Source organism: Pantoea wallisii (assembly GCF_002095485.1).
Lineage (GTDB): Bacteria > Pseudomonadota > Gammaproteobacteria > Enterobacterales > Enterobacteriaceae > Pantoea > Pantoea wallisii.
The window spans coordinates 139,206-152,472 of record NZ_MLFS01000001.1 but is presented as its reverse complement, the minus strand read 5'-3'; the positions used below and the strand labels follow the sequence as shown (position 1 = coordinate 152,472).

The 13,267-nt window shown below is 58.3% G+C and carries 9 protein-coding genes and 2 pseudogenes; 6 read left to right on the top strand and 5 right to left on the bottom strand.

Features of this window, described 5'->3' with window-relative positions:
• Together HA48_RS22235 and HA48_RS00640 are read left to right on the top strand one after the other, a co-directional pair.
• On the top strand, positions 1-208 hold a 208-nt coding region (locus HA48_RS22235; protein WP_208613090.1), incomplete at its 5' end, for a hypothetical protein.
• A 250-nt stretch (positions 209-458) separates the two neighbouring features.
• Positions 459-1,325 carry a nucleoside-specific channel-forming protein Tsx gene (locus HA48_RS00640; RefSeq protein ID WP_128599317.1) on the top strand — a complete coding sequence of 289 codons (867 nt, stop codon included), beginning with the start codon at positions 459-461 and terminating at the stop codon, positions 1,323-1,325.
• A 72-nt stretch (positions 1,326-1,397) separates the two neighbouring features.
• Here HA48_RS00640 and yjdN read toward each other — a convergent pair whose 3' ends face one another.
• Together yjdN and HA48_RS00630 are read right to left on the bottom strand one after the other, a co-directional pair.
• Positions 1,398-1,835, bottom strand: coding sequence for a VOC family metalloprotein YjdN (gene yjdN / locus HA48_RS00635; RefSeq protein ID WP_128599316.1), 438 nt, complete (start codon positions 1,833-1,835; stop codon positions 1,398-1,400).
• Positions 1,836-1,906: 71 nt separating this feature from the next.
• Positions 1,907-2,805, bottom strand: a pseudogene (locus HA48_RS00630) (LysR family transcriptional regulator).
• A gap of 113 nt (positions 2,806-2,918) precedes the next feature.
• On the opposite strand from HA48_RS00630, the pseudogene HA48_RS00625 reads away from it, so the two are divergent.
• From HA48_RS00625 to HA48_RS00610, 4 genes and pseudogenes are all read left to right on the top strand, one after another.
• Positions 2,919-4,231 (top strand): annotated as a pseudogene (locus tag HA48_RS00625) (amidohydrolase).
• Positions 4,228-5,670: a M20 family metallopeptidase gene (locus HA48_RS00620; protein WP_128599315.1), complete on the top strand. Its 1,443-nt coding sequence runs from the start codon at positions 4,228-4,230 to the stop codon at positions 5,668-5,670. The pseudogene HA48_RS00625 and the gene HA48_RS00620 overlap by 4 nt, the downstream one beginning before the upstream one ends.
• 271 nt (positions 5,671-5,941) lie before the next feature.
• Positions 5,942-7,462, top strand: coding sequence for a p-aminobenzoyl-glutamate transporter (abgT, locus tag HA48_RS00615; protein WP_128599314.1), 1,521 nt, complete (start codon positions 5,942-5,944; stop codon positions 7,460-7,462).
• A 188-nt stretch (positions 7,463-7,650) separates the two neighbouring features.
• On the top strand, positions 7,651-9,036 hold the full coding sequence (locus tag HA48_RS00610) for an MFS transporter (protein ID WP_128599313.1): 1,386 nt from the start codon (positions 7,651-7,653) through the stop codon (positions 9,034-9,036).
• Positions 9,037-9,138: 102 nt separating this feature from the next.
• Here the strand turns inward: HA48_RS00610 and HA48_RS00605 are convergent, their stop codons facing one another.
• From HA48_RS00605 to HA48_RS00595, 3 genes are read right to left on the bottom strand one after another with little or no spacing between them, the layout of a single operon-like run.
• A complete protein-coding gene (locus HA48_RS00605; protein WP_128599312.1) occupies positions 9,139-10,446 on the bottom strand; it encodes a c-type cytochrome in 1,308 nt (435 codons plus the stop codon).
• 11 nt (positions 10,447-10,457) lie between these two features.
• Complete coding sequence (locus tag HA48_RS00600) at positions 10,458-12,242, bottom strand: GMC family oxidoreductase (protein ID WP_128599311.1); 1,785 nt, start codon at positions 12,240-12,242, stop codon at positions 10,458-10,460.
• Positions 12,243-12,244: 2 nt separating this feature from the next.
• Entirely contained in the window at positions 12,245-12,979 is a 735-nt protein-coding gene (locus tag HA48_RS00595) for a gluconate 2-dehydrogenase subunit 3 family protein (protein WP_128599310.1), read from the bottom strand.
• Positions 12,980-13,267 lie beyond the last annotated feature (288 nt).

The window sequence follows — 13,267 nt, the reverse complement described above, 5'->3', positions numbered from 1 at the left end:
GCCCGGTCGCGCACGGCGGAAACTGCAACTGCCATTGCCTGTAGCGAACGGAATCTGCTCCCTTCCCCGGCAACTGCCATTGCCCATGGCGAACGAAACCGGCTCCCTTCCCCGGCAACTGCCATTGCCCATGGCGAACGAAACCTGCTCTATTGCTCCGCGCAAGCGATCTCATCCGCGCCTGTCAAAACACATTAACGACACGTAATCGGTTGCGCAGTTCCGTTCGCGACGCGGCAATATTGTGACCTTTGTCACATTTCTACTGAATCCAAATGCAACACTTTTTGACAAACGTGATCAAAATCTATTTTCTATCGCCCTGTTACAGGCACATTACGCGGGCCTGAAAAACCGGCACCTCAGACCGGCTAAAACAGCACACTGCCCATCCCCTGGGATCGATTTCACCCGATCGCGGCGCAACTGCGGCGATCACAAGCATGTGGTTAACAATAATGAAATTTAAAGCATTGATAGCAGGGGCCTTACTGGCCAGCAGCTGGACTGGCGCAGCACAGGCGGCAGAGAGCGACCCGCAATACCTCTCCGACTGGTGGCACCAGAGCGTTAACGTGGTAGGCAGCTATCACACCCGCTTCGGACCGCAGTTCAATAACGATGTCTATCTCGAATACGAAGCCTTTACTAAAAAAGATTGGTTCGACTTCTACGGCTATCTGGATCTGACCAACTTCTTCGGCGTGGGTAACAGCAACGCTAACGGCGTGTTTGATCACGGTTCGCCGATGTTCATGGAGATTGAACCGCGCTTCTCTATCGACAAACTGACCGGCACCAGCCTGGCATTTGGTCCATTTAAAGAGTGGTACTTCGCCAACAACTACATCTATGACATGGGTCGCAACAGCGATAACCGTCAGAACACCTGGTACATGGGTCTGGGTACCGATATTGATACGCACAGCGATGTCGGCCTGTCTCTGAACGTCTATGCCAAATACCAGTGGGAAAACTACGGTGCGGCTAACGAAAACAGCTGGGATGGCTACCGCTTCAAAGTGAAGTACTTTGTCCCGATCACCGACCTGTGGGGCGGCAAGCTGAGCTACATCGGCTTCACTAACTTCGACTGGGGTTCCGATCTGCGTGACAAATCTGACCGCTCGCGCACCAGCAACTCCATCGCCTCCAGCCATATCCTGTCGCTGAACTACGACCACTGGCACGTTTCAACTGTGGCGCGTTATTTCCACAACGGTGGACAGTGGGCGGATGGCCAGGAGCTGAACTTTGGCAGAGGTCCGTTTGAAGTGAAATCGACCGGTTGGGGTTACTACCTGGTGGTGGGTTACAACTTCTAAGTCTGACAGTCGGGTCGCCAGAAGAGGCGACCCGAAAAACGCGTTATCAGTGAAAACTTGCCGGGCGTCAGATTAAGACTGTGGCTTCACCACATTGATACGCCACGGAATACCGAACTTATCGATAAACATCCCGAAGCCATTCGACCAGAATGTCTCCTGCCACGGCGTAGTCACTTTCCCGCCTGCCGATAACTTCTCAAACCACGCTTTACCCTCTGCTTCATCCGGCGTTGCCAGGCTGACGGCGTAACCGGCATGTTCAGACGCGGGCGGCTTTGACGTGTCACCATCGCTGAGCATCAATTCGCCCTGCCCGATACGCAGATGCGCATGCATGATCTTCTCTGGCGGCAGCGGCGGCGCGGACTGGTCACCCACTTGCTCACCCTGCTCCGGCATATCGCCGAAGGTCATTTTTTGCAGAATCTCGCCGCCGGTAGCCTGCAGATAGAATTCAATCGCCTCTTCGCAGCGACCATACAGAAACAGATAAGGGCTCACTTGCATTGTTACCTCCGCCAATGGGTTGGGTTAGCTTCACGTACAGATTAAGTGTAGACGATCGCCTTTTTGCCCCGTCATGGCTGGCAGTAACGCCGGAAAAGCTGTGCCATATAGGCACTCATCGGCGTCAGCGCGGTATCTTTTCGCTGGATCAAATAAAACGTCGCTTTAGGCAAAGGATCATCCAGATCCAGTGCAATCAGCTGACCGCCGTGGGTCGGATCTTCAATCACATCGCGTGAGATAATGCTGACGAAATCGCTCTTTGCGACCAGACTGGTACAGGCCATAAAGGTTTCGCAGGTCACCACGATCTTCGGCGCCATGCCCAGCTCGCCAAACAGATCGTGCAGCAGGCGATAGTAGCTGCCTGCGGGGTCGGCATGGTCCAGTCGCAGTGCTGTAGCTCCGCCAGCGAGCGCGCATGCGCCATCGGATGCCCTTTGCGCATCACCACCTGATAGTCGCGCTGCATCAGCCGCTCAAAAATCAGCTCCTGATCGAGATGGTGCCGATCATAGGTATTGATAGTGAAATCCAGCGCCCCCTGGCGCAGTTCATGCACCATCGACACCAGCTGCCCCTCCACGATACGCACCTTCACCAGCGGGTATTCACGATGAAACTGGGTAATAACCTGCGGCATCACGGTGCGCGCGATGCTGCCGCCCACGCCAATGTTAACCCGCCCGCCAGCCAGCCCCAGCCGCTGCTGAATATCCTCCTGCGCGACGCGCAGCTCCTCCAGCACCAGACTGGCATGGCGAAAAAAGTTATCGCCGACAGCCGTTAGCGTTACGCCCTGCTGGCGCCGTTCAAAAAGCCGTGCGCCCAGCACCAGCTCCAGCTCCTGGATGGCTTTAGTCAGAGCGGGTTGTGACAAGCCGGAGAGGCGGCTGGCCGCGCGGATACTGCCCTGGCGCGCCACGTCAACAAAGGCGCGCAGCTGATGTAATTTGAGATTAGCCGGCATGATTTTGTGATAACCGCTGTTTATCAGACACAAGATATTCGCATCTTATGTGCCCCAATACCATTGTGTAGATTCGGGTGAATGCATAAAAAAACATCACTAAGGAAATGCCGATGAACACCCTCTCCGACCTCATAAACGCGCAGATTCCCCACATGCAGGCGCGGCGGCGCGATCTGCACCAGTACGCTGAATCAGGCTGGCTGGAGTTCCGCACCGCCACGCTGGTCGCGGAGGAGCTGCACCGTCTTGGTTATCAACTACAGCTGGGTCGTGAAGTGATTGATGCTGATGCGCGTATGGGGCTGCCCCCGGCAGACGTACTGGCGCAGCAGGAGACGCGAGCAGTGGAACAGGGCGCGCTACCGCAGTGGATTACCCACTTCTCCGGCGGCTTCTGTGGCGTGGTGGCCACGCTGGACACCGGTCGTCCCGGTCCGGTGATGGGTTTCCGCGTGGATATGGATGCGCTGGATCAGAACGAAAGCCGCGATAGCGATCACCTGCCCGCGCGTGAAGGCTTTGCCTCCTGCAATGCCGGCATGATGCACGCCTGCGGCCATGACGGACACACCACCATTGGTCTGGCGCTGGCACAGGTGCTGATGACCATGAAAGATCGGCTAAGCGGTAAGATCAAACTCATCTTTCAGCCTGCTGAAGAGGGCGTGCGCGGCGCGAAAGCGATGGTGGCAGCGGGCGTGGTCGATGATGTGGATCTGTTTACCGCCATCCATCTTGGTACTGGCGTGCCTGCCGGAGAAATCGTTTGCGGCAGTGACAGCTTCCTGGCGACCACCAAGCTGGACGTCAGCTTTACCGGCGTGGGTGCCCATGCCGGCGGCAATCCGGAGGCCGGGCGGAACGCGTGCTGGCGGCCGCGCAGGCCACGCTGGCGTTGCATAGCCTGCCACAGCACAGCGGCGGTGTGGCGCGCGTTAACGTGGGCGTGCTGCAGGCCGGTACCGGCCGCAATGTGGTGCCCGATTGCGCGCTGATGAAGGTAGAGACACGTGGCGTCAGCAATCAGGTAAATGATGATATCTATCAGCAGGCGCTGCGCACGATCGCCGGCGCGGCAGCGATGTATGGCGTTGAACACGAGGTGAAGCTTATGGGCGGCGCACGCAGCTGCACGCCAAGTCAGCCGTGGGTTGATTTTATCCATCAGCAGGCGGTGGCGCTTGGCATCTTTAACTCTGTGATCGACACCAAACCGCAGGCGGCCGGCTCGGAGGACGCCACCTACATGCTGGAGCGCGTGCAGCAGCACGGCGGTCAGGCGTCATACGTGATTTTCGGCTGTGAGCTGGCGGCAGGCCATCACAATGCGAAGTTCGATTTTGACGAAGCGGTCATGGCAACCGCCGTACAGACGCTGGCTACCCTGGCGCTGAATCAGGCGCAGTTTGGCGGTGCACGATGAGCCATCACGACTTTATTGATCGCTACATCAATGAAAATCAGCCGCGCTTTAGCGCTATTAGCGACGCCATCTGGGATGTACCGGAGACCCGCTTTGAAGAGACGCAATCTGCCGCGCTGCTGGCCGATGCGCTGGAGCAGGAGGGATTCACCGTAGAGCGCGGCGTCGGCAATATCGAGACGGCATTCATCGCCAGCGTCGGCAGCGGCAAGCCGGTGATTGCCATCCTCGGTGAGTTCGATGCGCTGGCCGGTTTAAGCCAGCAGGCGAACTGCGCGACGCCGCAGCCGCTGGTGGAAAACGGCAACGGACATGGCTGCGGCCATAACCTGCTGGGCACCGCCGGGCTGGCCGCTGCCTTCGCAATTAAAGCGTGGTGGGCGCAACACGGCCAGCGCGGCACGCTGCGCTTTTACGGCTGCCCCGGCGAAGAGGGCGGATCCGGCAAGACCTTCATGGTGCGCGAAGGGCTGTTTGATGACGTCGATGCCGCCGTGACCTGGCATCCGGAGGGCTTCAGCGGCATGTTCAACCTCAGCACGCTTGCCAATATCCAGGCCGCGTTCCACTTCAAAGGTGTGGCAGCGCATGCGGCCAATTCGCCACATCTGGGGCGCAGCGCGCTGGACGCGGTCACGCTGATGAACACCGGCGCCAACTTTCTGCGCGAGCACATCGTACAGGAAGCGCGTCTGCACTATGCGGTAACGAACACCGGCGGCGTATCGCCCAATGTGGTGCAGGCCGATGCCGAAGTGCTCTACCTGATCCGCGCACCGCAGCTTGACCAGGCGCAGGATATCTACCAGCGGGTGATCAACATTGCCAGAGGCGCGGCGCTGATGACCGATACACAGATGACGGTGCGCTTCGATAAAGCCTGTTCCAATTACGTGCCAAACCGTGCGCTGGAAGCGGTAATGGAACGTAACTTGCAGCAGTTTGGTCTGCCGGCATGGAGCGCGGAGGAGCAGCAGTTCGCCACCGCCGTCCGTGCCACCTTAACGAAAGACGATCTGCGCAATGCACGACTTAACGCGGCGCGTACCGGCGGCGATGCCGGGCTCGCCTGGACAGAGGCGCTGGGTGACAAAGTGCTGATGGATGAGGTCGCGCCTTACGCCGTGACGCGCGAGCTGTTGTATGGCTCAACCGACGTGGGCGATGTCAGTTGGGTCACGCCGACCGCGCAGTGTTTCGCGCCCTGCTTCGCCTTCGGCACGCCACTGCACACCTGGCAGTTAGTGGCGCAGGGGCGCAGTTCGGTTGCGCATAAAGGGATGTGCCTGGCCGCGAAAGTGATGGCCGCCACCGCCCTGACGCTGTTGCAGGATGACGCCGTGCTGGCGCGCTGCCGCGAAGAGTTTCAACGCGTGCGCAGCGAGCAGCCTTACGCCTGTCCGATTCCTGCGGATGTCAGGCCGTCAACATTGAAATAACCGCACAACGCGGTGCGCATGAATGCGTCATCAGATTTCGTGCGTTCTGTAACACGGTGCGTATAAATACGCACCCTACAACGTAGGGTCGCCATTAATGGCGACCGTCACAATGAGCGCACGATACACATCGCCATTCATGGCGACCGTCACGATAAGCGCACGATACACATCGCCATTTATGGCGACCTGAGCACCACCCAAGATTACAAAAAAATAGAGCCCCAGGCGGGCATGCAAACACAATAAGACGACTGACGAGGAATAATCGATGGAAGCCACCACGGAAAACCGCAGCCCAGGAAAGCTGTTTAGCTGGATTGAGCGGGTCGGCAATAAAGTGCCCAACCCCTTCTTACTGTTCGTCTACCTGATCGTCGTCCTGATGATCGCCACCGCCATTCTCAGCAGCTTCGATGTGGCGGTAAAAAACCCGGCCAACGGTGAACTGGTCCGCGTCAACAACCTGCTCAGCGTCGCGGGCATTCAGTGGATTCTGCCCAACATCATCAAAAACTTCAGCGGCTTTACCCCGCTGGGCTCGATTCTGGCGCTGGTGATTGGTGCCGGGCTGGCTGAGAAGATCGGGCTGCTGCAGTCGCTGATGGTCAAAATGGCCTCGCGCGTCAGTCGTCGCTACGCCAGTTACATGGTGCTGTTTATCGCCTTTTTCAGCCACATCTCGTCCGATGCGGCGCTGGTGGTGATGCCACCGCTTGGTGCGCTGATCTTCCTCGCCGTCGGACGCCATCCGGTGGCCGGTTTACTCGCGGCGATTGCCGGCGTGGCGTCCGGTTTTACCGCCAACCTGCTGATCGTCACCACCGATGTGCTGCTCTCCGGCATCAGCACCGAAGCGGCAAAAGCGGTGAGCGATACCGTGCACGTGAGCGTGATTGATAACTGGTTCTTTATGGCCAGCTCGGTGATTGTGCTGACCGTGGCCGGCGCCATCCTGACGGATAAATTTATTGAACCGCGTCTGCCCGTCTGGAACGGCGGTAATAGCGATCGCCTGCCGCCGCTCACCGCGCTGGAGAATCGCGGCCTGAAAGCGGCGGGCATTGCCGCGCTGGTGTTTATCGCGCTGCTGGCCTTGCTGGTGGTGCCGGAACATGCGCCGCTGCGCCATCCAAAAACCGGCGGCATTATTCCCTCGCCCTTTATTCAGGGCATTGTGCCGATCATCATCCTGTTCTTTTTTGTTGTGGCGATTGCCTACGGCGCGGTAACCAAACAGATTCGTCACGCTGACGATGTGCCAAAACTGCTGGTCGATCCGATGAAGAGCATGGCGGGCTTTATTGTGATGGTGTTTCCGCTGTCGCAGTTCGTGGCGTTCTTTAACTGGAGCAACATGGGCAAGTTCATGGCGATTGGCCTGACCGATGTGCTGGAGAGCGCAGGCATCAGCGGCGCACCGGCATTTCTCGGCCTGATGTTCCTGTCAGCGTTTCTCTGCATGTTTATCGCCAGCGGCTCGGCAATCTGGTCGATTCTGGCTCCGGTATTTGTGCCAATGTTCATGCTGCTCGGCTTCCATCCGGCGTTTGCGCAGATGATCTTCCGCATCGCCGACTCCGCCGTATTACCGCTGGCACCCATGTCACCGTTCCTGCCGCTGTTCCTCGGCTTTTTGCAGCGTTATCAAAAAGATGCCCAGCTTGGCACCTATTATGTGCTGATCTTCCCCTATCCGGTCGTGTTCTTCATTACCTGGATCGTACTGCTGCTGGTGTGGTACGCGCTGGGCCTGCCGATTGGACCGGGTGTCTGGCCACATCTTCCCTGACGCTGCGCCACGGATGGCGATCACATTTCGGTGAACTGCAACGCAGATTGCAAAAATGTCACCGCTGCGCCTCTCGGCAACCCCTGACGAATTGATTATTCTGCTATTTCTTCGCTTGCTAACGGTTAACGCTTTCAAAAACCAATGACAACCGGGCGAGCCCTGCAAACACCGAGGTAAAACCCATCATGACCACCACCTGGACGGCGAGCGATCGCCGCACCTTAGCCGGGCGTATTGACGCTCTGCCCGCTTCCGCAGGCCTTTGGCGCTTTATCTCGCTGCTGGCGCTTGGCGGCTTCTTTGAACTCTACGATCTTTTCGAAACGGGCTATATCAGCTCCGGCTTGCTGGCCGCAGGGGTGTTTCACACCGGCACGGCGGGCGTATTCGGCATTAACGATCAGGCGGCTTTCGCTTCGGCGACGTTTCTCGGCCTGTTCTTTGGCGCGAGCCTGCTGGCACCCTATGCCGATCGCTTTGGCCGCCGCCTGACCTTTATGTGCGCGCTGGCGTGGTACGGCGCGTTTTCGCTGCTGATGGCATTTCAGCAGAGCGCCGAGATGATCATCCTCTGCCGCTTCCTGGTGGGCATTGGCCTCGGCGTCGAGCTGGTCACCATTGATACCTATCTGTCTGAGTGGGTGCCGGCGCATCTGCGCAGCCGCGCGTTCGCCTTCTCATTCTTCATCCAGTTTTTGTCGGTGCCGGCCGTGGCGCTGATGTCATGGTGGCTGGTGCCGCAAACGATTCTGGGCCTTGAAGGCTGGCGCTGGGTAGTGATTGCCGGTGCCGTGTGCTCGCTGGTGATCTGGCTGGTGCGTAAAAACCTGCCGGAATCGGCTCGCTGGCTGGCCCAGCAGGGACGTCATCAGGAGGCGCATCAGGTGTTGAGCGCCATGGAGATCCGCTGCGGCATTACGCCAGGCGAGGATTTCTCTCAGCACGCTGCCACTGCATCCGAGCCCAAAAAAGGGCGTTTCCGTGAGATCTGGGCGCCGGCCTATCGTAAACGCACGCTGATGCTGGTGGTCATGAACTTCTTCCAGGCGATTGGCTTTTTCGGTTTCGGTAACTGGCTGCCGGCGCTGCTCTCCGGGAAAGGCACCACCGTGACACACAGCCTGCTGTATGCCTTTTTCATTACCCTCGCCTATCCGCTCGGCTCACTGATCTGCAGCCGCTATGCGGATAAGCTCGAGAATAAGTGGCAGATTGTCCTGTCATCGCTGATGACGGTGGTGTTCGGTACGCTGTTTGCACTGACCAGCAATCCGCTGCTGATGGTGGTGTGCGGTTTCCTGATCACCTACAGCAACGCCTGGCTGACATTTAGCTATCACGCGTATCAGACCGAAATTTTCCCGACGCACATCCGCGCCCGCGCGGTGGGTTTCTGCTACTCGTTTAGCCGCATCTCTACCGCCTTTAGCAGTATTTTGATTGGCCTGATCCTGCAATACGCCGGTAGCGAAGGCGTGATTGGCTTCATTGTGCTGAGTATGCTGATGGTAATGCTGTCGGTAGGGATTTACGGTCCGAAGACGCGCGGGCTGGATCTGGAGAATATCTGAGAGTAGCGGGTGCACATACTTGCGCACCCGCCGATTTTGCCGTGCGATTTTTGCAGGGTTAGCACTCATGCCAGCCAGTTTAAAAATCGCACTGCTTCACTTTTACTGCCCTTCCAGCACCTTAATATCCGCGCTGCCCTGCTTACCCTGCAGCATTTCATCCTTGCGCAGCTTCGCCACATCCTTCGCCGTCACGGTGGTTTTCACCCCGTTGCCCCAGCTGCCGCGGATAAAGTTCACCACATCCGCAACCTGCTGATCGTTAAGGCGCCAGCCGAATGCCGGCATGGTGATCGCCGTGGGTGCGCCTTTCACGCCCGGCAGGGTTCCACCGGCCAGCACGATGTGGATCAGCGAAACGGGATCGTCCGCCATTACTACCGGGTTGCCGCGCAGAGCAGGATAGAAGCGCTGATAACCGCTGCCGTCGGTTTTATGGCAGGCCGCGCAGCTATCCACATACACCGCGGCACCGGACTGGCTGTCGTCACCGTGCCAGAGCGCTTGCGCGACCGCGTCATCCGGCTTAAATACCGCCTGATTCGCATCCTTTGCACCGAGTGACTTCAAATACTTCGCTATCGCGCTGATATCCTCATCGCTCAGATATTGCAGGCTATGCTCGACCACCTCGGTCATCCCGCCAAAGGCGGCGGTATGATCGTTGCGGCCATAGCGCAGGAACTGTTTGAGATCCTCTTCGCTCCAGCGGCCCAGCCCGCCACGGTTATCACCGCGCAGGTTGCTGGCGGTCCAGCCATCAATCGGCGCGCTGCTGCCGGCCAGGTAATCATGCCCTTCGCCATTGTTCAGCGCCTTCTCCTGCATGGTGATGCTGCGTGGCGTATGGCAGGCACCGCAGTGGCCCAGCCCTTCCACCAGATAGCGCCCCCGCGCCAGCGCCGGATCTTCCTGAGCCGCAGGCTGGAACGCTTTCACGTCCGGGGCAAAGATGCCGCGCCAGATCGCCAGCGGCCAGCGCATCGACAGCGGCCACGGGATGTCGCTCTCTTTATTCGCCTGCGCTACCGGCGCCACGCCGTGCATGAAGTACGCATACAGCGCTTTCATGTCGTCATCGCTGACCACCGCGTAAGAGGGATACGGCATCGCCGGATAGAGCGTGTCACCGTTTTTCGCCACGCCGTGACGCACCGCTTTCTGGAAATCGTCGTAGCTGTAGTCACCAATACCGGTGGCTTTATCGGGCGTAATATTGGTGGAGTAAATCGTGCCGATCGGCGTCGCCATCGCCAGGCCACCGGCAAACGGTTTACCGCCGGCAGCGCTGTGGCAGGCCACGCAGTCACCGGCGCGCGCCAGATACTCGCCGCGCTGCACCAGTGCATCGTCCGCCACGGCGGCAAAGGTCATCGTGCCCAGAAACAGGGCTGTTAAGCTCTTCATCATCGCCATGTTCCTTATGCCTGCACCAGTGGACCGGGGTTTTTCAGATACTGCTCGCGAATGGCTTTGGCAGACCAGTAGCTCAGCGCCGCCACCATGCCGGTCGGGTTGTAGCCCAGTCCCTGCGGGAAGGCAGAGGCCCCGGGCACAAACACATTCGGCACATCCCAGCTCTGCAGGTAGCGGTTGACCGCGCTGGTGTTGGGATCTTCACCCATGATCGCGCCGCCGCTCATGTGCGTGGTTTGATACACGGTTGTATCGAAGTGCGAACCCGGCCCTTTCGCGCCACCGATGATCATCTTCGGATTCATCGCTTCGGTAATTTTGCGCATCTTACCGATCATGAACTGCGCCATTTTGATGTCGTTATCCTGCCAGTCAAAGGTCATACGCAGCAGTGGCTGGCCGTAAGCATCTTTGTAGTTAGGATCGAGATCGAGGTAGTTAGCGCGGTAAGACTGATGCGCGCCGTGCGCATCCATCGAAACGTGATGGTTATAGGTATCTGCAACCGCCGCTTTCCACTGGCTGCCCCAGGCAGGCGTGCCCTTGGGCGTCGGCAGACCGGAGATCGGCTTGGTGCCTGCCTGGTTAACCCAGAACGGTGAGCCGCCCACAAAGCCGTGTGGCCCGTGGTCGAAGTTGTCGGCGTTGAAATCATCCACTGCCACGCCAGCACCGCCGGCGCCGATAAACGGGTTGGTGGTGGTGTTTTTATCGAACAGCGCTTTCAGCGTGGAGATGTTCTGATAGGCGAAGTTACGTCCCACCACCCCTTCATTCGTTATCGGGTTGTAAGGCTTGCCGATACCGGAGAGCAGCATCAGGTGCACATTGTGGAACTGGAACGCAGAGAGGATCACCAGGTCGGCCGGCTGTACGACTTCGCGGCCCTGGCCATCGAGATAGGTCACGCCGGTGGCGCGCTTTTTATCGTCGGTAAGGTTCACGCGCAGTACGTGAGCGTTATTACGCAGCTCGAACTTCGGCTCCTGACGCAGCGCCGGCAGAATGTTCACGTTTGGCGAGGCTTTGGAGTACATGTAGCAGGCGTAACCGCTGCAGTAGCCACAGAAGTTGCACGGTCCCATCTGCGCGCCGTAGGTGTTGGTGTACGGGCCGGAGGTATTGGCCGATGGCATATCGTAGGGATGGTAACCCACGGATTCCGCCGCCTGGGCGAACAGCTGCGCCGAGTACGTGCGCTTCTGCGCCGGCAGCGGGAAGTCGCTGGAGCGATCCGGTGCAAACGGGTTGCCGCCTTTCTCTTTACCGACCAGCTGGCCTTTGATGGACCAGGCGCTACCGGACGTGCCGAACACCTTTTCCGCCTGATCGAAGAACGGCTCCAGCTCGGCATAGCTGACACCGAAATCCTGGATGGTCATGCCTTCCGGAATGAAGTTTCTACCGTAGCGCTGCTCATAGTGGCTGCGCAGGTTCAGCTCCACCGGATCGACACGAAAATGCACGCCAGACCAGTGCAGTCCCGCACCGCCGGTGCCGGTGCCCGGCAGAAACGCCGCCAGCTGGCGATAGGGCACAGCGGTTTGCGAGGCATCGTGGCGAATTGTCACGGTGCTTTTCGACAGATCCTGGAACAGCTTTTTACGGATGTTATAGGTTAATTCATCAATCGACTGCGGATAGGATCCATCAGGATAGGTATCGCGATGCGGACCGCGCTCCAGCGCGACAACGTTCAGACCGGCTTCGGTCAGCTCTTTAGCCATGATCGCCCCGGCCCAGCCGAATCCTACGATCGCCACATCCACTTTTTTCAATTCATTTGCCACGGTTACGCTCTCTCTCCGCGAATATCTACCGACGGGAACGGATAGCGTTCACCGCGCTCCACCCAATCCATGAAATCAGCGCGTGCGCCAGGGAAGCCAATCAGCTTCCAGCCCACCATGCCCTGATTACCGCCGTGGATCGGATCGCTGAAATAACCTTCACGGGTATTTTGCAGCAGGAAAGAGAAGAAGGTTTTGGCGGGCAGCTGGGCAAACTCAGCGCTGCCGTTTTCAAAGGCGGTAAGCAGTGCATCCTGCTGCTCCGCGCTGAGTTCGGCAAAGACTTTACCGTGCTGCTTTTTGCTCCAGGCATCCGCGTCGGCCAGACCCAGGCGATAGATCTGCTGCGGCACCAGCGGCAGCTGATAACCCAGCTCTTTCGGCAGATCGGGATTAAACGGGCCCTGCATGTACCAGTTGCTGCCGGTGGCATAGGGCGTATTCATCTGGCGATCGATAAATTCCGGCACGCCAGCTTCCAGCGCGCCCGGACCGCGTTCATCACGCGGGATCAGCCGCGCGACGGCGGCCGTGATAAACGCAAACTCTTCTGCGGTGAACCAGGTGGGCTGATAGCTGCGCGCCTGTTGTGGCGCGACGGGTTGATCGGCAGCGCCTGCGGCCATTGGCGTCACCAGCGCGCCCATCGCCGTTCCCCCTACCGCCATTGCCGGCGCCAGGGTGATGGTTCTCAGCAGAAAATCCCTGCGGGTGTGACCCTTTTTTTGTTCTGACATGACATTGCCTCAGTACCGCATATAATGCGGTATGGAAGGTTAAGTAATTGCGTTGTAATGGTTTTTATTTTTAGTTTCAGGGTTACAGAGCAACTGTTACCGGTAACAGTGCGCATAGTGTAACACCCTGAGTGAAGATAATTTAGTTTCCTGAAACAAATCCGCACAAAATACTTAACAACTAACACTGCCGATTTACATCAAAGCGGCGATGCTGTCATCGTCAGATACAACCCAGAACAGACAGATAAATACCGGAAGCGGTATAAAAGCGTACACACAACAGCG

Bases quoted from the DNA above. Each gene is read 5' to 3' on its own strand.
- HA48_RS00605 (WP_128599312.1), bottom strand. From the start codon at position 10,446: ATGATGAAGAGCTTAACAGCCCTGTTTCTGGGCACGATGACCTTTGCC.
- HA48_RS00620 (WP_128599315.1), top strand. From the start codon at position 4,228: ATGAGCCATCACGACTTTATTGATCGCTACATCAATGAAAATCAGCCG.
- abgT (WP_128599314.1), top strand. From the start codon at position 5,942: ATGGAAGCCACCACGGAAAACCGCAGCCCAGGAAAGCTGTTTAGCTGG.
- HA48_RS00640 (WP_128599317.1), top strand. From the start codon at position 459: ATGAAATTTAAAGCATTGATAGCAGGGGCCTTACTGGCCAGCAGCTGG.
- HA48_RS00610 (WP_128599313.1), top strand. From the start codon at position 7,651: ATGACCACCACCTGGACGGCGAGCGATCGCCGCACCTTAGCCGGGCGT.
- HA48_RS00595 (WP_128599310.1), bottom strand. From the start codon at position 12,979: ATGTCAGAACAAAAAAAGGGTCACACCCGCAGGGATTTTCTGCTGAGA.
- yjdN (WP_128599316.1), bottom strand. From the start codon at position 1,835: ATGCAAGTGAGCCCTTATCTGTTTCTGTATGGTCGCTGCGAAGAGGCG.